The sequence below is a fragment of the Agromyces sp. NPDC052230 genome (assembly GCF_040679595.1).
Lineage (GTDB): Bacteria > Actinomycetota > Actinomycetes > Actinomycetales > Microbacteriaceae > Agromyces.
The window spans coordinates 504,497-523,521 of record NZ_JBFAVC010000001.1; the positions used below are offsets into that span (position 1 = coordinate 504,497).

The following is a 19,025-nucleotide window of genomic DNA, read 5'->3' on the forward strand; positions in this document are numbered from 1 at the left end:
TAGGGTTTCATAGGGAGTCTACGAGGGAGGTGAGGTGCGCTCACTCAGGGTCTCGCACAGCGCCGTCGTCGACGAGTGGCGCGGTCGCGAACGCGCGCTCACCGCTCTCGGTGTCGACGTCACGCTGCTCTGCGCACGCCAGTGGCACGCGGGCGGCACGCCCGTGCGCCTCGAGCCTCGCGCCGACGAGCGGGTGATCGGCGTGCGCACCTTCGGTCACCACCCCGCACTCTTCGTCTACGACCCGCGTCCGATCTGGCGGGCGCTCGGTGAGCGCTACGACGTCATCGACGTGCACGAGGAACCGTTCGCGCTCGCGACCGCCGAGATCCTGCTGCTGCGCGCCCTCCGACGGCACGCGCGGCGCACGCCCGTGGTGCTCTATACCGCCCAGAACCTGCGGAAACGCTACCCCGTGCCGTTCCGCTGGTTCGAGCGGTGGGCGCTGCGCGCGGCATCCGGCATCTCGTCCTGCAACGCCGAGGCGGCACGCATCGTGGAAGACAAGGGGTTCGCGGGGCGGGCGCGGGTGATCCCGCTCGGCCTCGACGCGTCGAGGTTCCGACCAGCGGATGCTCCGACGGATGTCGCGTCTGCGCCGGATGCCGCCGCGCCGATCACCGTCGGCTTCCTCGGTCGCCTCGTGCCCGAGAAGGGCGTGCTCGTGCTGCTCGACGCCGTCGCCCGCGACCCTCGTCTGCGGCTCCGGATCGCCGGCTCCGGACCCCTTGCCCCAGAACTGGGGGCACGCGCCGACGCGGCCGGCATCGCCGATCGTGTCGAAGTCCTCGGGCCCATCGATCCCGATGCCGTGGTCGACTTCTCCCGAACGCTCGACGTGCTCGCCGTGCCGTCGCTGCCGACGCCGTCGTGGACCGAGCAATTCGGCCGCGTTGCCGTCGAGGCGATGGCGTGCGGCGTGCCGGTCGTCTCGAGCGACGCGGGGGCGCTGCCCGAGGTGGTGGGCGGCGCGGGTGTCGTGGTGCCGGCCGGCGATGCCGCGGCGCTCGCGGACGCGCTGGTCGAAGCGGGCGCCGGCGGTCCCCGTACCGCCGAGCTCCGCACGCTCGGGCTCGAGCGTGCGGAGGCGTGCTCGTGGGACGCCGTCGGCCGCCAGTACCTCGACCTCTACCGAGCGGTGCGGCACGAGGCATCCGAGGCCGTCGTCGACGATCGCGGCGTCGAGGTCATCGTGGTCGCCTACGGTGCACCCGAGCTGCTGCGCCGCGCGATCGAGCCCGTGGCGGCGCTGCCCGTCACGGTCGTCGACAACTCGTCGCTGCCCGAGATCGCCGCGCTCTGCGCCGAGCTCGGCGTGCGCTACCTCGACCCGGGCCGCAACGGCGGCTTCGCGGCGGGCGTCAACGTCGGGCTGCGCGACCGGCTGGTTCCCGGCGCCGACGTGCTGCTGCTGAACCCCGATGCGACGATCTCACCCGCCGACATCGGCGTGCTCCAGCGGGCGCTGCGGGCGCGCGACGACCTCGCGAGCGTCGGCTCTGCGCAGGTCGACGAGCACGGTCACGTCGCCCGCGTCGACTGGTGGCTGCCGTCGCCGAGCGGCACCTGGCTCGAGGCGCTCGGACTCGCGCGGCTGCGCCGCGACCCGTCGTACGTCATCGGCTCCGTACTGCTGCTGCGCGCCGAGGCGCTGGCACAGGTCGGCGGATTCGACGAACGCTTCTTCCTCTACGCCGAGGAGGCCGACTGGGCCTTCCGCGCGCACCGGCTCGGCTGGCGCCACACGGGGGTTCCGCAGGCCCGCGCGGTGCATGTCGGCGCGGGCACAGGGGGCGACCCGCGGCGGCGCGAGGCGCACTTCCACGCCTCGCAGGAGCGCTACCTGCGCAAGCACTACGGCGCCCTCGGCTGGCAGTGGGCGAGGCTCGGGCAGCTCGTCGGGGCGACGGCCCGCGCCGTCGCGCTTCCGGGCGACCGCGGCCGGTCGGCGCGCCGGCGGGCGGCGCTGTATCGGCTGGGGCCGGTGCGGGTCGAGACGCGCTACTTCGGAGAGGTGACAGCCGCATGACCCGGATCGTGCAGATCGTGCCGTACATCGCTCCCGGCACGGGAGTGGCCGGCGTTGCGTACAACCTCGAGGTACAGCTCCGCGCGCTCGGCGCCGACGTCGAACGGTTCACGTTCATCCACGCTCAACAGCGCCGAACGCGACGGTGGCCGAAGGGCTCGGTCTTCGCCCGTATCCGCGGCGGGTGGGACATGGTGTGGTTCAGCACGGTCGGCACGCGGCGCGCCCGGCGGTTCCTCGCCGACCGCCCCGACGCGATCACCATCACGCACAACAACGTGATGATCGGCGACGTGTACGTGAACCACGGGGTCCTGCTCGCGTCCATGCGGGCCCGGGGTCGGTCGTGGTGGGGCATCTACCGCAATCCCGTCCACGTCTTCATCTACCTCCGCGACCGCATCAGGTATCGAGGGCGCATGCACCGGGTCGTGGTGTGCCTCTCCGAGACGGATGCCGCGAACCTCCGCGCAACCTACGGCCCGATCCGGCCGAGGGTCGACGTCATCCCGAACGGCGTGGACATGGAGCGGTTCCGTCCGCCCACGCCTGAGCAGCGGAGCGCCGCACGCGCCGAGCTGAAGCTCGGAACCGAAGAGCGCGTGGCGGTCTTCGTCGGACACGAGTTCTCGCGCAAGGGGCTCTCGTTCGCGATCCAGGGGCTGACCCACGCGCCGAGCGTGCTACTGCTCATCATCGGCGGCAACGACCTGATCATCGCCGAGGCCTACGCGGAGGCGAAGGAGCTCGGCGTCGACGATCGCGTCCTGTTCCTCGGGCCGCGCCATCATCCCGTGCCGTTCATGCACGCCGCCGACTTCTTCGTGCTGCCGAGCGCCTACGAGGCGAATGCGCTCGTCGTGCTCGAGGCACTGGCCTGCGGCCTCCCGGTGATCGCCACGCCCGTCGGGTTCGCGCCCGAGGTGGTCGTCGACGGCGTCAACGGATTCCTCGTGGAACGCGATGGGCGCGCGATCGGCCGCCGCATGGAGCAGCTCGCGACGATCGATGACGCCGAGTTCGCCGAATGGGGTCGGCGGGCGCGCGAATCCGTCGAGCCGTACGGGTGGCGCGGGATCGCCGAACGCTACCTCGAACTCGCCGAAGAACTGCTCGCCGAACGGGAGCGCGACGGTTCGAAGCATCCGGTCGCACGGAGCGACGGATGACGCACATCGTGCAGATCGCTCCCTCGATCGGTGCCGGCAGCGGCGTCGCGGGGGTCGCCTACGCCCTCGAACGGGAGTTCATCGCCGCGGGAGCGACGGTCGAGCGGTTCACCGCCGCGCATGCCGGTCGCCCTCCCCTCGGCACCAGACGCACCGTGCTCGGCACGCATCTGGCGCGCGCCAGCAATGTGATCTGGTTCAGCACGTTCGGAACCCGGCGAGCGCGACGCTTCCTCGCCCAACGGCCCGATGCGGTCTCCATCTGTCACAACGACGTGATGGCGGGCGACATCTACGTCAACCACGGCCTGCTGCAGGCCGCGATGCGCGCCCGCGGTCAGTACGTGTGGCGCATGGTGCGCAACCCCGTTCACCTCTTCACCGCGGCCCGTGACCGCATCCGGTATCGCGGCCGCACCCACCGGGCGATCATCGCGCTCACGACCGCCGAGGCGGAATTGCTTCGCACGACGTATGGCCGCGTGCGCGCGCCGATCCACATCATCCCGAACGGGGTCGACGTGGACCGCTTCCGGCCCGCCGACGCGACCGAGCGCGCCGCGGCCCGCTCGGCCCTGGGCATCGACGACGACCGAGCGATCGCCGTGTTCATCGGGCACGAGTTCGAGCGCAAGGGGCTGCCCATCGCCATCACGGCGCTCCGCGCGGCATCCGAGGTGACGCTGCTCGTCGTCGGCGGAACGCCCGATCGGGTCCGCCGGGCCGAAGCTCACGCGAGAGAGGCCGGCGTCCGCGACCGGGTGGTCTTCGTCGGATCGCGCGCGGATCCCATGCCCTACCTCTGGGCCGCCGATGTGCTCGTGCTGCCCAGCGCCTACGAGGCGAATGCCCTCGTGGTCCTCGAGGCGCTCGCGTGCGGACTGCCCGTGGTGTCGACCCGCGTGGGCTTCGCCCCCGACCTCATCGTCGACGGCGACAACGGCTTCCTCGTCGAACGCGACGCCGCTTCGGTGGGCACGCGCCTGGCCGAGGTCACGTCGCAGCCGCTCGACGACTGGCGCGGGCGCGCACGGCGCACCGCCGAGCAGTACGCCTGGCCGCGGGTCGCGCGCCGGTATCTCGACCTCGTCGAATCCCTCGCCGCGGCGAGTGCGCCGCCGACGCAGCACGAACCCACGCTGCGCATCCTGCACGCCATCCGATCCGACGGGTTCTCGGGCGTCGAGCAGTTCGTCCTGCGGCTCGCCGTGCAGCAGGCGCACGACGGACACGAGGTGACCGTGATCGGCGGTGCGTCCGATCGGATGCTCCCCGCCCTCGCCGAGGCCGGCGTCGCCCACATCCCCGCGGCTCGGACGCTCGAGGTCACCCGGGCGGTGCGCCGGCTGGCCCGCAGCGTCGATGTCGTCAACACCCACATGACCGCCGCGGATGTCGGCACCGTCGCTGCGCTCTGGTCCCGACTTCGGTTGCGCCGACCGGCCGTCGTCGCCACCCGCCACTTCGCCAAGGCCCGTGGCAAGGTCGGACCGGTGCCGATCGGGGCGCTGGTGCGCCGTCGCATCGATCGCCAGATCTCGATCAGCGCAGCGGTGGCCGACGCCGTCGATGGCCGCAGCACCGTCGTGCACTCGGGCATCGAGCCCCGCCCGCTTCGGGACGTGCTCCTGCGCGAACGCGTCGTGCTCATGGCGCAGCGACTCCAGCCCGAGAAGCGCTCCGACGTCGGCATCCGTGCATTCGCGGCATCCCGACTCGCAGCTGAGGGGTGGACGCTCGAGATCGCGGGCGTCGGACCCGAGCGCGAGATGCTGGAGGCCCTTGCGACCTCGCTCGGACTCGACGACGCGGTGCGCTTCCTCGGCTACCGATCGGACCTGCCCGCGGTGATGGACCGCGCCGGCATCCTCATCGCTCCCTGCCCGGTCGAGGGCTTGGGCCTGACCCTGCTCGAGGCGATGGCCGGGGGTCTGCCCGTCGTCGCGGCGGCTGCGGCCGGTCATCTCGATCCCCTCTCGGGGCTCGACCCGCGGGCGCTCTTCGCCCCGGGCGACGTCGACGAGGCCGGGCGCCACCTCCAGTCGCTGGCATCGGATGACGCAGGCCGGAATGCCCTCGCGCTCGCCCTTCGGCACCGGCAGCAGCAGGAGTACTCCCTCCGCGCCCAGGCCGACGCCACCGAGGCCGTCTACCGGAGCGCGCGTTGACCGACCTCGTCGTGATCTCGCTCGAGGCCTGGGACGACGTGTGGCGCCGCAACCAGCACCTCGTCGCGGGGCTCCTGCGAGCGGATGCCTCGCTGCGCGTGCTCTTCGTCGAACCGCCCGCCGATCCGACCCACGACCTCCGGTCCGGCCGCCGTCCGTCGTTCGCGCGGGGGGTTCGGGAGGTTCCGGATGTCGCGGCCGGCCGCCTCTTCACGGTGCGACCCGTGAAGTGGCTGCCGCGGCGGCTCGACCCGCGCGCCGACGGGCGCCTCGCGCGCGCCGTGATGCGGGCCGCCGACGCGCTCGGCATGCGGCATCCGCTGCTCTGGATCAACGACCCCGGTGCGGTCGCACTCGCCGAACGGTCGGCGTGGCCGATGCTGTACGACGTCACCGACGACTGGCTGTCGGCAGACCGGCCCGAGTCGGAGCGGCGGCGCGCCGCCGCGAACGAAGCCCGGCTCCTCGACCTCGCCCGCGAGGTGGTGGTGTGCTCACCCGAACTGGCGCGCCGAAAAGGCGCAACGCGGCAGGTCGAGCTCATCCCGAACGGTGTGGATGCCGGTGCCTACCGCCGCCCCGCGCCGCGGCCCGCCGACCTGCCCGACGGCCCGGTCGCGCTCTACCTCGGCACCGTGCATCCCGACCGCATCGACGTCGACCTCTGCGAGGCGACCGCGCGCGCGCTCGGCACGGCCGGCACCCTCGTGCTGGTCGGGCCCAATCTGCTTGCGCCCGAGCAGGTGGCGCGACTGCACGACGTGGGCGTGCAGCTGCTCGGCCCACGCCCGCGCGACGCGGTGATCGGCTACCTGCAGCACGCCGATGTGCTCGTGGTGCCGCACGTCGTGACCGCCTTCACCGACAGCCTCGACCCCCTGAAGCTCTACGAGTACCAGGCCGTTGGCCGCCCGGTGGTGTCGACGCCGGTCGCGGGGTTCCGAGACGCGGATGACCCGCGCGTCACGATCGCGGCCGGTGACGCGTTCGCGGCCGCGGTGGTCGCGGCCGTGCCGGCGACCTCGCGGTTTCCCGAGGGCGCCGACGGGCCGGTGGCCGACTGGAGCGAGCGCGTGGCCGCGATGGCCGTCGTGGTTCGGCGGCTCGAACCCTCGCGAGGGTAGTTCGGAGTCAGAGCTCCTCGAGCACCCGCCGCAGGTTCGACCACGCCCACGACCAATCATGCGAGAGCGCGTGCGCGCGTGCTTGCTGCGACAGCCGCCGCCTCGCATCAGGGTCATCGGCGAGCATGGCGATCGCCTCGGCGAGTGCGGCGGGATCGTCGGGTGGCACGAGCACGCCGGCCGACCCGACGACGTCGGGGAGCCCGCCTACTCGGCTGGCGATCACCGGGACTCCGGAGGCGAGCCCTTCGGCCGCGGTGAGTCCGCTCGGCTCGGCCCACCGCGACGGAACGACGAGCAGGTCGGCGCTGCGAAGCAGGTCGGGCAGCGACGACCGATCGACGAACGGCTCGAAGCGGATGTCGGCGCCTGATGCGGCTGTCGCCTCGGCGGCGAGCCGACGCAACTCCTGCTCGTACGCCGATAACGGCGCGTCACGAGCGAAGCCCCGGCTGCCGACCAGGAGGTACTCCACGTCGGGACGTGCGAGGTGCTGGGCAGCGCGGATCAGGACGTCAGGACCCTTTTCGGCGATCATTCGGCCCACGAAGATCACGCGCAATCGCGCATTCCGGGTGGCGGATGCCGCTCCATCACGATTCGGCGACGGCGCGAACCGCTCGCAGTCGAACCCGTTTCGCACGACGTGGACACGTTCGGCGAGCTTCTTGGGGAGCGCGGTGCGCGTCCGCTCGGCCAGCGAATCGCTGACGCACACGATCGCCGCAGCGCCGTCGAGCACGCGCCCGGCTTCGAGTCGCGAGTACGTGCGCAGGAGGTCGTTGTGCGCGTACAGCACGACCCGATGCTCCGTATCGCGGAGGAGCCATGTGAGCACTGGGGCGTTGTGCGCGAGCACGAACGCAGGCTCCCGCGTGCGGATCGCCTCGGCGAGCGGCTCGTAGAACCGCGCAACGGCGGAGCGCTCGAGTCCCATCCGTCCACGGGCCAGGTCCAGCACGCGCTCTCGCTTCGTGGGACCCCGGACACCGGTGTACTCGATGACCTCCGCGGTGTCGTATCGGGGGCGCATGGTGGAGCGGTCGAGGACGACGAAATGCCGGTACCGTGACGTGTCACCGCCCGCGGCGGCGGCGAGCCCGTCGACCACGGTCGGGATCGCCGAGCCGGTGCGTGGCGAGAAGTGGTCTCCGGGCGTGATGGCGTGGAGGACGTCGGTCACGAGTGCCCCGCCGCCTGCCGCATGGAGCCGATCCTGACCATGGCGCGTTTGCGAACGTCGAGAGAAGCCAGAGGCCGGCAGACCAGTACGGTCTGCCGGCCTCTCACAGGTCAATCGTACTAGGCGACCTTGCTGTTGATGCAGTCGCGCTCGTCTTCCGTGAACACGTTCGCCTCGCAGGTGTTTCCCTGGATCGGGGGCAGACCGCTCGCCGTCGCGGTCGCCGTGTCGGGGGATCCCTCAACGGTGTACTGCACGACAAGCGCGCCGTTCTCGCTGGTCGCGGCGTCCGTCGTGACGAACGCCACGTTCGACAAGGTGGTGTTCGCCGGCAGGATGAACGTGTTGGTGCCGAGCACCGTGCACGTGGAGAGATCGATGATGAGGACATCACCGAGGTCGCTGGTGCCCAGGTCCATGTCGGTGATCGACACAGAGACCTGCGCGTTCGTCGTGTTGGAGAGGGTGCCCCTGAACGCGTAACCCTTGTACGCGTCATTCGAGGCTCCGGGCAGCTTGCAGCCGAGGCCCGAAAGTTCGATGACGCCGGGTGACGCCGCGTAGGCGGGGGTGGGGACGGCAAGGGCGACCGCGGGAACGGACCAGGCCATCGCCTTGGCGACCGTGCGACGGCTGACGCCGGGCTTCTGTTCTTCAAGGTCACTCATGTGAGGGCCTTCCTGTGTTGTGGGGGCGTGATTGCAAGTTCGAGAGTTTCTCAGGCAACTCTAGAGCGTATCCGCTCCGTCGGTCGAGCACCAGAGCAAGCTGAACTGGCCCTCATTCAGGGGGTGGGCTCGTCAGGCCCGGCCCCAGAACGGGCGCGCAGGCCCGGAGTCAGGCGCGAACCAGGATCCGTTTCGCCACCAGGTCTTCCACCGCATCCGAGATGACCGCAGTGACATCGACGCCCGCGGGCGGTTCGGGAAGCTGTCGCACGGTGGTCTCACGCAGCTCCGCTTCGGTGAGCCCATCGGCAGCGAGCCAGATGAGCGGACCCACCCCGGCGAGGACGACCACCTGACCCAACACCTGCACGATCAGGGCGTCATCGACGGTGAGCGCATCGACATACGACGCCCGCCAGTACGCGTCAGGCCCCTCAGTCGCCGGAGGGTTCGACCGGGTCTCGACATCGTCTGAGAAGCATCCGCAGGCACGTTCGGACAGCTTCGGGATGTCCGTGAGCATCGGTGCGTCGTCACCGACCGTGCGCAGCACGTCATCGATGAGCGGGGGCAGCGACGACGCCTCGGTGTACACGACCCTGCGCACCCCTCCAGTCGAGAGGATCGTCTCCAGGAGGGTGCGGAGCGGGCGATCGAGTGCCGAGAGGTGGCTCGTCTGCGGAGCGAGCGCCGACAATGCTTCGATGATCGGCACCGGTTCCACGAACGGATGCTCGATGTCGGAGCGCCGGTCGAGCAGCACGAGCGCCACCAGACGCAGGTCATCGGTCGGCGCCCCACGCAGCCCGAGCGTCGACGCGGCCTCCGTCGCCTTCACGCCCGGCCGCATGCCGATCGAGAGCGGCTTCGGGTAGGCGACCACCGAACCGTCCGCCCGCACCGCGAGGGTCTCGTCGGTCACGTAGCCGTAGGAGCGGCCGAGCGCCTGAGCGGCAGTGGTCTTCCCCCGACCCGAAGGTCCGACGAATCCGACGACGCGCCCGTCAGCGAGCGCCACGGCGCTCGCATGGAGCATGAGCGCCTCGCCGCGAAGCCCGCCGATGGCTCCGAGCGTGACCTCCTGCGTGATTCGCTGGGCAAGTGCGTCGGGTGAGGTCGCGCGAACCACGTACGAACTGTCGGTCGAATCCGCTTGGTCCCGGATCCCCGCGCGCACGACGAGGTCGGGCTCGCCGTCACCGTCGTGGGCGAGGTCGACCCATTGCGCCTTGATCGTGTCCTGGTCGGCGGTGCTCAACGAATCATCGAGTTCGATGCGTACCGTGCTCGCGAGCGCACGCACGTCGAAGGCTGTCGGCATACCACGGAGCCTACCTGCCCCGTGGGCGCCCTCCGCCTTCGGTCGCAACTCCCATGGAGACGCCCGCCGCCGTGAGCTCCTCTACCCTTGGAGCAACACGCACGTCGACGAGCCCTGAGGAGACGATCATCGGCCCAGACGCCGGGCGCCAGAGGCTGACGATCGCGACCATGGCGACGGACAGCCCCATGGGTGCGCAGCTCTATCAGGAGCAGGTCGCCACGCGCGCCGCCGACGCGCTCCGGAGCGTGGACGATCGCGAGTGGGAGGTCCGTCGAATCGTTGCGCGCTCGCTCCGTTCGAAGCTCCCCGGAAACCGGCGGATGCCGGTGGCGCGCGTCGCGGCGGCATCCGCCGGACTGCGTCGCGGCCTCGGAAGGCTCCTCTACGGCCGCGACACGGTGACGCACCGCATGAACCTCGAGCTGCCGCCGGCGCCAGGTGCCGATGTGATCACCATCCACGACGTCGTCGCGTGGCGCTTCCCCGACGAATCGCCGCCCGTGCCGGCTGCGATCGAGGAGGCCCGACAAGCCGCTGCCGTGATCTGCGTCTCCGAGTTCAGCGCCCGCGAGGCCGCCGAGTTGCTGGGAATCACGGAACCCCACGTGGTGTACAACGGCGTCGAGGGTCGATTCTTCGACGCAACGCCGCTGCCGAGCGACATCCGGCGATCACTCGGAATACCCGAAGAGTATGTCCTGCACGCCGGCGGGGCATCCCGTCGAAAGAACCTCGAGGCGCTGGCGGAGGCGTGGCCGTTGGTGCAGCGGGAACGACCGAGCCTCAGTCTCGTGCTCGCCGGGCCGCCGAACCGCCGACGTCACGACCTCTTCGAGGGCATGCCCGGTGTCGTGCTGGCCGGCCGACTGCCCGACGAGGTCATGCCCGGCCTCATCGCATCGGCCCGAGCCGTCGTGGTGCCCTCCCTCTATGAGGGGTTCGGGTTGCCCGCCCTCGAGGCGATGGCCGCGAACGTCCCGGTCGTCGCCGCGGCGACGAGCTCGTTGCCCGAGGTGGTGGGTGACACCGGCATCCTCGTCGACCCGACCGGTGCGGGCATTGCGGGCGGCCTGCTCGACGCGACCCGCGGCGACGCGTCTGGCGAGCTCATTCGTTCCGCACGGGAACGAGCCGCACTCTTCACGTGGGAACGATGCGCCGAGGAGCACGCCCGCGTGTGGGCGTCGCTGGCCTGACCGACGTCAGGCCCGTCCTGAGACCACCCGCAGCAGGTCTCGCGGGAACCGCGGCGGGGAGCCGAGCACGTGAGGCAACAGCGCAGCCGAAGCTTCGAGTGCATCGCAGGCCGCGTCCACCGTCGCTCGGGGTGCGGCCGTGGCTGACGAGAGCAGTTCCGCGAGTGACATCGCGGGGTCGAATCGCACGAAGCGCGTCGCCTCCGGAGTGACCACCGACTCGTAGTCGTGGAACTTGAACGCGCCGCCGCCGAGGGGTGGTTCAAGTGTCGTCCACGCAGCGGGGATCCCATAGGCGTCGGCGGTGACGAGCCCGTGCAGCGACGTCGTGATGACGGCGGCGCTCGCGGCGATCTCCTGAACCACGCGCTCGGCGGTCTGGTGCACATCGATGACGCGCACGCGGTATCCGGCTGTTTCGGCGAGGGACAGGAACGGCACGTGCGACCGGTGATGGCCGTGCGGAACGAGGGCGACGTCCCACCGCAGCTGCGGGCGCGGTCGGAGGCGCGCCACGAGGATCCCCGGGTCACCGAGCGCGACATCGTCGGGGGCGCCGATCAATTCCCGAGTGAGGTGCCCGCGCACTGCGAGTACCCGAGCGCGAGGCAGTGCATGCGGCTCGCCGTGCATCAGGCCGCTTCCCCAGACGACGCCATCCCAATCGCTGGGCAGGAACTCCAGGATGCTGCCCACGCCGGCGAGCCGCGCCCGCGAGGCGACGCGGTGGATCGGCAACACCCCGTAATTGGGAAGGAGCCAGGGTGTGAGGTCGTCACCGAAGTTCGGATGACCGTCCCACCAGTGCGCGGGCACCACGACACCACCGCGCCACATCGGGCGACGGGTCGAGGCGATGGCGATGCGCCGGAGCTGGCGAAGGCGTCAAGTGAGCGCGCCGGAGTAGTTCATTCTCGGCCTTCGACTCGACCGGATACCGCGGCATAGAGTTCCTCGTACGCGTGCGCGACGCGCTCCCACGTGAACTCGTCCACCCGCTCCAGTCCGGCGGCAGTGAGCGCAGCACGGAGGGCCTCGTCGCCGGCCACCCGCGAAATCGCTTCCGCGAGTGCGACCGTATCGACCGCGTCGACAAGAACCCCGTCGACTCCATCGCGAACGAACTCGGGCGCGCCGCCCCGGTTCGTCATCACGAGCGGGGCTCCGCTGCGCCACGCCTCGAGCGCCACGATGCCGAAGGCCTCCATTCGGCTGGGAACGACCACCGCGATCGCGTTCGACATCGCTCGCGCGACGGCCGCGGCATCCAGTCGGCCCGTGAATTCGATGCGCGCCGCCAAGCCGAGCTTCTCGGCGGCCTCTTGAAGGCGAGTCTGCTCGGGACCGTCTCCCGCGATGACCAGACGGATGTCGCGATCGAGGGTTGCATGGGCGAATGCGTCGATCAGCAGGTCGAACCCCTTCATGCGGCCGAGTCGGCCGACCCCGAGCAGGTACCGGCCCTTCGGGGCCAGTTCCTCGGCGCCGTCGTCGCCGTCGAGGACGACGCCGTTCGGCACCACCGTGCCGCCCACCAGATCGTGGTTCGCCTGCAAGTCGTCGATGACGAACTGCGACGGTGCGGTGACCTGCGCCGCGACGGAGAGTCCGCGTCGCAGCGCCCAGCGCAGCAGCGCCGATCGCGCGAACACCGAGTGATCGTCAGCGACGGTCTCGCCGTGCGAGGTGATGAAGAGCGGGAGCCTGAATCGCCGACTCAGCGCGAGCGCATAGGCGCCGTTCGGACCGAAGCAGTGCACGTGCACAAGGTCGGGCCGGAACTGCCGAACCGCGTGCGCCCATCGTCGCCATGCTGATGGAAGCCGCACAAGGAAACGCAGCGCGGCCCCCGGCGACGTGGCAGGAAGGGGTGTCGGCAGGTACCGTACGATCACGCCCTCTGCGTCACGGACGCCGAGCGACTCCCCACGATCGACGGTCCAGACTTCGACCGCCACGCCATCCGCTTGCAGCTCACGGGCCACCTGGCGCACGTGCTCCTCGACCCCTCCGATGTATGGGGCGTAAGAGGAACTCACGAGCGCGACGCGCGGGCGCGAGTTGCCCACCTCACCCATCGCGTCGGGAGTCCGCTGGTTCACGCGTCAGCTGCGACGTCCGCCGGCGCGCCGTGACGCCGCGGGAGTCTCGCTCACCGGAGCATCGGGATACGAATCGGCATCGGGCCGTGCGACGGCGGGGGTTGGCGGCTCTGCCGGGAGGGCTTCCGCCTTCGTCTCGGAGGGCGTGTAGTCGCGCCGATACTCGTACGAATAGGCCGCCGCATCTGCTCCACGCAATGGGGCTCGGTTCAACACGACGCCGAGCGCCCGTCCGCGTGCCTTGTGCAAGGTGTCGAGGGCCTTGTCGAGCAGGTCGAACGTCGTCTTCCGCAGGGTGATCACGATCAGCGCGCCATCCGCCTGATGCGTCAGCACCGCCCCATCCGTCACCGGGAGCAGCGGTGGGGCGTCGATGATCACGGTCGCGTGCTTGCTCAGGTCGGCGATCAACGCGTGCATACGCTCAGATCCGAGCACCTCGCTCGGGTTCGGAGGCACGCTCCCAGCTGCGAGCACCAGGAGGTTGCTCGACCTCGGCGTGCGCTGCAGCACCTCGACGAGAGAGGCTCGTCCGGCCAGCACGTCACTGAGCCCGGCGCCTCCGGGCAGCCCCATCGTCTTCGCGACCATTGAACGACGCAGATCGCCGTCGACGAGCACCACGGTGCTCCCTGCTGCAGCGAGCGTGAGCGCGAGGTTGCACGCGACGGTGGACTTGCCGTCGCCCGGAAGCGGACTCGTGACCACGATCGTCTTCGGCGGGTGATCGACATCCATGAACTGCAGGTTGGTGCGAAGCGCCCGCAGTGCCTCGGAAACCGCGAACGTGCCGTTCTTCCCGGTGGATCCCGAAGTCGCAGGATCGATCAGCCTCGTCTCGTGGTCGAGGCCCGGCACGATCGGAATGGTGCCGACCACAGCGACGCCGGTGCGCTGCTCGACGTCATCACCCGCGCGGATGCGCCGGTCGGACACCGTGCGGATCATCGCGAACGCGATACCGAAGCCGAGACCGAGAATGCCGCCGACGATCACCGCCGTCTGCACGTCGGGGAAGCTCGGTGAGGAGGGGAGCGACGCCACGTCGCCCGGGAGGATCGTGACGGGGGCCGAGCCGGGACTGCCGTCACCCTCGATTTCGTCGATCTGGATCTTCATCGCGTCGATCCATGCTTCGGCGAGTTCCCGAGCCGTCTCCGGTGAAGGTCCCTGGGCGTCGACGCGGATGAACGTCGTCTCCGGTGGGTTCGACACCTCGATCCGGTTCACGAGCTGTTCGGGGGTGGTGTCGAGGCCGAGCTCCTCGATCGCATGGTCTGCCACGGTGCGCCATTCGGCGATCTCGAGGTACGTGGGCACCTTGGACCGGGCGAGCGAGTCACCCAGCGTAGAAGTGCCGAGATCTTCGACACCGGTCGACGAGAGATAGCCGCTCGCACCCGCGACGTAGACCGGCGTCTGGAGCAACGTCCAGCCGTACCCGGCGCCCACACCGACAACCGTCATCAAGATGATGGCGATCCAATGCCTGCGCAGACCACGTAGGTAGTCGCGGAGTTCCATGCAACCCTCCGGTCGTGTCTGCGCCCGCCACGGTGCGGCTGAGCGTATCCGAGATTGGCTCAATGGTATGCCACCGGCCTTCGGCCCGTGTGCGGGCGTGCGAGTCGGCGTACCGCGTCAGCGTGACGGAATCTTCCGAAGCTGTGGACCCCTGACGACTCTCGTGTCGACCGGCTCGGAGGGTGCGTTGCGTTGCTCCTGTGCCATCGCTCCGAGGCAGATACCGGCGATGACGAACGGGATCGACACGGTCGCGGCGGTCCAGAACAGGTCGAACTGGGCCTGCACGAGTCGCGCCGATGCGACCGCGACCGCGAGGGTGCCGAAACGTGGGTCGACACGCCACAGGACCACGATGATGCCGAGCCACATGACCAAGAATCCGACGAGACCGACGACGCCGGCTGACGCGAGCACCTCGATCTCGGCTTGCGGCGGCTGGAAGGGAACCGGGGAGTCGTTGTACCAGTAGCGCAGACCGTGGCCGAAGATCGGCGACTCGCGCCAGTAGTGATAGACCTCGCGGAACCAGTTGAGACGCTGGAACACGGAGTTGTGGCGATTCTGCGACTCGATCTGCTCGATCACCATGCTGGCGATGAGCCACACTGCCGGGATCATCAACAGGTATACGAATCGTGAACGCCCCGTGACTCGGCGCCGGATGACCGCGATGAGGATGGCGGCCATGAGCCCGATGAGCGCCTGGCGGGATTGGGAGAGCAGGAGGGCCCCGAACAGCAACCAGAACGCCGTCCAGGCCCACCCTCTTGTCCAACCAGCCCAATCTGGGTTGATGTAGACCACTGCGGCCGCGATGGCCATGACCGTTCCCACGAAGTTCTTGTGCATCGGGAATGGCCACACCGGGTACACCGGCCCGAAGTCTCCGGAGGCGTACTCGATCGCACCTTGCACCACCGTGATCAGCGCGATGATCACGGCAGCGCCGACGATGAGTGAGAGGCCGAGCCGAGCGTAACCACGAGCGCCGACTGCCCACCCGACGATCAATGCCCCCGAGATGAGCAGCCACGCATGGAACCATTCCACCGTGTTTGCGAGGTAGGGATTGACGATCACGGTGAACAACGTCGCGAACTGGTAGAAGAGGTTCAGCCAGAGCAACTGCCGCAGCGGCCGGCTGTATGGGCGCCTGCCGAGGAGGAGTGCGGTGCCGAACGCCGCCGCGAGCGCGACATCCGAAAACGACAGATCGGTGCCTCCCAGACCGACTCGTTGCACGATGAGCAGGCCCGGCAACGACATGAGCACGATCGCAAGAGGCTGGGACCTGGTCACTGCGGCGCCGATGACGAGGCCGGCGATCGCCACTGCGGTCATCGACCCGTTCTGGAGGCCCCGGTCGAGCACGAGATACACCGCCGCAACGGCGCCGACCGCCGTGAGCACCCAACGCCAGGTGCCTGCCCACCAGTCGACGATACGCTCACGCCAGATCTCTCTGCGCATGCTCGTCGAGCTCATGACCGGTCCTTCAGTGTGATTCGGTAAGTATCGCAGACGCCACGGGCGTCGGAATCGAGCGGGGCGTCAGTAGACGTCCGCCAGCGGTCCGCCGCTGCTACTACTGCTGCACAACTCCATAGCGCCGTGCGCCTGTTCTGCGAGGGCGACCTCTAGGGGGGTGGAGGCGTAGATTCCGCCTCACGAGCTGGCGACTTCCGATGCGCTTGGACGCTCCAGGGACTCGCGTGCGCGAGCCTTCACTCCCTGTGTGATCCAGATGCGGGGCGGATGGTGGAGGAGCAAGTGGCCGAGGCCGTCTGCCGCCCTCTTTACGCCGGGCAAGAACTTTCCCCGGGCGACAAGAGCGCGAGCCTCTGCGAGCTTGCGCTTCGCAGCGCGCACCTGTTGCGCTCGCCAGATGCCTCGGATCCGATCTCTCATGCTTTCGGAATCGTGTTCGGCCTGGTAGACCTTCGACCACACCTGACGTGCGCCGCGAACATTCCGTTCACGGTTGCCTGAGGCGTTCCACGGGTGCCGGCGATACCCGGCCAGCACGCGATCGACCGGGACCAACGGGCCCTGCTTCGCAAGTCGCACCACGAATTCCCAGTCCTCCGCGAGGAAACGGTCGTCGAAGCCCCCAGCAGCCGAGAACGCCGCTCGCCGCATCAACAGGCAGCTGGGCGGGTACACGAGGTTGGCGAGAAAGAGGTGCTCATAGCAGACGTCGGCGTCACTGTCGCGCGGAGCAAGGCGTCTGTCGTGGAGATCCTCGCGCCCGCGCATGTGGCGCGGGAAGTCGCCAGGGTCAAGGACCTCACCGTGCTCGTCGATGTAGTCGGCGAGCACGAAAGCCCCCGCGGCGTCCGGCCGTTGCTCGAGGGCGTTGAGCAGCGCATGGAGGGTTTCGGGATGCCAGAGGTCGTCGGCGTCAAGGAACACCAGATAGGAGGAGTCAGCCGACGCGTGCGAGGCGCCGAGGTTCCGCGCTTCCGCAACTCCGAGATGCCTGCTTGACACCAGCTGGATGCGCGGATCCGAGTGAGCGCGCACGAGGTCGGGTCCCTCATCGGAGGAGCCGTCGTCCACCACGATCACCTCGAACCGCCCGAATGCCTGCGCGAGGACTGATCGCAACGTCTCACCGACGAACCGCCCGCCGTTGTACAGCGGGATCACGATCGTGATGAGCGTCGGCTTCATCAGGACTCTTGACTCGTGACGCCAGGCAGCGTGACGATCCGGAATCGGCCGAATCGCCGACGTACGAAGGGGGCGCTCGCCGTGGTGAGCCAAGGGTGGCGTGAGCGCCACCGCCAACGCGCGAGCTCGCGACTCCGGTCGAACGTGTGAGCGTACCCGGAGACGAGGCTCTTCTCGAGCATCTGCGTTTCGGTGCGTACCCAACTCATGTGAAGGATGGCGTCGTCACGGTCGATGACCGCATGAACGGGCGCATCCCGCGGATGCGACGGGTCGGTGTTCCGCGGGGCGACATCCACCCTATGAAGCGGAACGCCGCCCGCCTGTCTCGCCACAGTGAGCGTCGTTCCTGCACGGACTGCGACTGGGCCCGGATAGGCAGCCTCAGTCGTCCACAAACGACCGCAGCGCTCGAGGAACTGGCCGCTGGCCGTCGCGGCATAGATGTCTCTCAACGGGAAATCGACTGCATCGGCTCCCGCTGCATCTGCGGCTTCGATGTGATACCGCAGAGTCGCCGGAGAGGAGAGAATCTCGTCCGTATCGAGTTGCAGCACCCAGTCAGCACCCTTGGACGCGACATCGAGGGCTGCTTGACGCTGAGCCGTCTCCGTTTCCATGAGCGATCCTTCTGCGGCTACGTGATCGCCGGGAAGGAGCACGACCTTCCCCTCCGGATCTGCTCCTTGTATGCGCCGGAGCGCATCCTCGACTGACAGCGGAAAGCCTGCCCATGACCGGTATGACTGGTCAAACGACACGATGATCCGTCCGACCATGTCGTAGTACGAGGCAATGCTCTCACCTGCCCAGGCAGGGTCACCCGCGAGCACGTATGCGTTGAGCCTGATCGGTGCGTCGCTCACGGCGCGACTCCGGCGGGCATGCCGAGCTTCTCACGCAGTTCGCGCCCGAGCGCATCCATACGGCGGGGTGGAAGAGGATTCCACCTGGCGCACCGCAGCATGGCGAGGGAACCCCATGCGACGCCGACGATCGTCACACCCGAGCGACGTAGCTTGGCAGCCAGCCCACCAGCACTCCAGATCGCGCGGAACTGAGTGCGGACCCACCGCCAGATGAGGGGCGACCTGATTCCTCCATCGCGGGAAAGAAGGACCAAGTGGTTTCGTCGTCCGTACAACTTGTAGCGCGTGTCGAATCGGGCGCCGCGCACGTGGGGAGCGGGGAGGTGATCCACGGCGGCATCGGGGGCGAAGACTGCACGGCCGCCAAGTGCACGTATCCGCAGGAAGACATCGGTGTCCTCACGAAGGGCCGTCCCAGGGTAGTCGTCGCGGAACCCGCCCAGATCGGCGAGTACCGAACGGCGGAACGACATGTTCGCGCCGATGCCATGGTCCACATCGACGAGGCCCCCCGGAAGAGACGAGAATCCGTCGGTCAACGTGCCATCCGCGAGCAGGCGGCCGATCGGCTTTCCGTACCGATCCTCGCCCGGCACCCCGTTGCACGTGCGGCCCGCGACCGCTGCGATGTCCGGATCCTCGAAGGCGGAGAGAAGGGCGTGCTCCCACCCGGGCCGGAGCACGACGTCGTCGTCGAGGAAGCTCACGATCGTCCCGCGCACATGCTTCAACGCCTCGTTGCGTGAGCGCGTCATTGCGCCCGCAAGTTGCGGGGCGTGAACGTACACGACGCCCCGACCTATGTCGCTCGTAACGTCGTGCCGATCGACCGCCGAGGCGTCGACGACCACGATCTCGGTGCGCTCGCTGAGTCCCTGGGCGAGAGCATCGAGACACCGCCTGAGGAACTCGGGCCGTTCGTACGTCACAATGCACACGCTGAGCTTCGGTGCATCAATCATGCCTGTCCCTCCACCGATACCGGGTGATTCT

Annotated in this window: 15 protein-coding genes; 5 read left to right on the forward strand and 10 right to left on the reverse strand. The window is 69.2% G+C overall.

The window, feature by feature from the left end:
- Positions 1 to 34: 34 nt before the first annotated feature.
- From AB0K73_RS02460 to AB0K73_RS02475, 4 genes are read left to right on the forward strand one after another with little or no spacing between them, the layout of a single operon-like run.
- Positions 35 to 2,029, forward strand: coding sequence for a glycosyltransferase (locus AB0K73_RS02460; protein WP_360510778.1), 1,995 nt, complete (start codon positions 35 to 37; stop codon positions 2,027 to 2,029).
- Positions 2,026 to 3,198 (forward strand): glycosyltransferase family 4 protein, encoded by a 1,173-nt coding sequence (locus tag AB0K73_RS02465; protein WP_360510777.1) that lies wholly within the window; start codon positions 2,026 to 2,028, stop codon positions 3,196 to 3,198. Before AB0K73_RS02460 ends, AB0K73_RS02465 begins: the two co-directional genes overlap by 4 nt.
- On the forward strand, positions 3,195 to 5,366 hold the full coding sequence (locus AB0K73_RS02470; protein WP_360510776.1) for a glycosyltransferase: 2,172 nt from the start codon (positions 3,195 to 3,197) through the stop codon (positions 5,364 to 5,366). Before AB0K73_RS02465 ends, AB0K73_RS02470 begins: the two co-directional genes overlap by 4 nt.
- Positions 5,363 to 6,490, forward strand: coding sequence for a glycosyltransferase (locus tag AB0K73_RS02475; RefSeq protein WP_360510775.1), 1,128 nt, complete (start codon positions 5,363 to 5,365; stop codon positions 6,488 to 6,490). Before AB0K73_RS02470 ends, AB0K73_RS02475 begins: the two co-directional genes overlap by 4 nt.
- Positions 6,491 to 6,497: 7 nt before the next feature.
- Here AB0K73_RS02475 and AB0K73_RS02480 read toward each other — a convergent pair whose 3' ends face one another.
- The 3 genes from AB0K73_RS02480 to AB0K73_RS02490 all read right to left on the reverse strand — a co-directional run bounded on the left by AB0K73_RS02480 (position 6,498) and on the right by AB0K73_RS02490 (position 9,662).
- Positions 6,498 to 7,673 carry a glycosyltransferase family 4 protein gene (locus tag AB0K73_RS02480; RefSeq protein ID WP_360510774.1) on the reverse strand — a complete coding sequence of 392 codons (1,176 nt, stop codon included), beginning with the start codon at positions 7,671 to 7,673 and terminating at the stop codon, positions 6,498 to 6,500.
- Positions 7,674 to 7,792: 119 nt separating this feature from the next.
- Complete coding sequence (locus AB0K73_RS02485; protein ID WP_360510773.1) at positions 7,793 to 8,341, reverse strand: hypothetical protein; 549 nt, start codon at positions 8,339 to 8,341, stop codon at positions 7,793 to 7,795.
- Between the two features lie 169 nt (positions 8,342 to 8,510).
- Complete coding sequence (locus tag AB0K73_RS02490) at positions 8,511 to 9,662, reverse strand: hypothetical protein (RefSeq protein ID WP_360510772.1); 1,152 nt, start codon at positions 9,660 to 9,662, stop codon at positions 8,511 to 8,513.
- 170 nt (positions 9,663 to 9,832) lie between these two features.
- Here AB0K73_RS02490 and AB0K73_RS02495 point away from each other — a divergent pair, with 170 nt between their 5' ends.
- Positions 9,833 to 10,861 carry a glycosyltransferase family 1 protein gene (locus AB0K73_RS02495; RefSeq protein ID WP_360510771.1) on the forward strand — a complete coding sequence of 343 codons (1,029 nt, stop codon included), beginning with the start codon at positions 9,833 to 9,835 and terminating at the stop codon, positions 10,859 to 10,861.
- A gap of 6 nt (positions 10,862 to 10,867) precedes the next feature.
- Here AB0K73_RS02495 and AB0K73_RS02500 read toward each other — a convergent pair whose 3' ends face one another.
- From AB0K73_RS02500 to AB0K73_RS02530, 7 genes are all read right to left on the reverse strand, one after another.
- Positions 10,868 to 11,698: a polysaccharide pyruvyl transferase family protein gene (locus tag AB0K73_RS02500; protein ID WP_360510770.1), complete on the reverse strand. Its 831-nt coding sequence runs from the start codon at positions 11,696 to 11,698 to the stop codon at positions 10,868 to 10,870.
- 71 nt (positions 11,699 to 11,769) lie between these two features.
- On the reverse strand, positions 11,770 to 12,963 hold the full coding sequence (locus AB0K73_RS02505; protein ID WP_360510769.1) for a glycosyltransferase family 4 protein: 1,194 nt from the start codon (positions 12,961 to 12,963) through the stop codon (positions 11,770 to 11,772).
- 3 nt (positions 12,964 to 12,966) lie between these two features.
- A complete protein-coding gene (locus AB0K73_RS02510) occupies positions 12,967 to 14,430 on the reverse strand; it encodes a polysaccharide biosynthesis tyrosine autokinase (protein WP_360510768.1) in 1,464 nt (487 codons plus the stop codon).
- 174 nt (positions 14,431 to 14,604) lie between these two features.
- Positions 14,605 to 15,975, reverse strand: coding sequence for an O-antigen ligase family protein (locus AB0K73_RS02515; RefSeq protein ID WP_360510767.1), 1,371 nt, complete (start codon positions 15,973 to 15,975; stop codon positions 14,605 to 14,607).
- Positions 15,976 to 16,155: 180 nt separating this feature from the next.
- Complete coding sequence (locus AB0K73_RS02520; protein WP_360510766.1) at positions 16,156 to 17,163, reverse strand: glycosyltransferase; 1,008 nt, start codon at positions 17,161 to 17,163, stop codon at positions 16,156 to 16,158.
- Complete coding sequence (locus AB0K73_RS02525) at positions 17,163 to 18,029, reverse strand: hypothetical protein (protein WP_360510765.1); 867 nt, start codon at positions 18,027 to 18,029, stop codon at positions 17,163 to 17,165. Before AB0K73_RS02525 ends, AB0K73_RS02520 begins: the two co-directional genes overlap by 1 nt.
- Complete coding sequence (locus tag AB0K73_RS02530; protein WP_360510764.1) at positions 18,026 to 18,994, reverse strand: glycosyltransferase; 969 nt, start codon at positions 18,992 to 18,994, stop codon at positions 18,026 to 18,028. The genes AB0K73_RS02525 and AB0K73_RS02530 overlap by 4 nt, the downstream gene beginning before the upstream one ends.
- Positions 18,995 to 19,025: the final 31 nt, after the last annotated feature.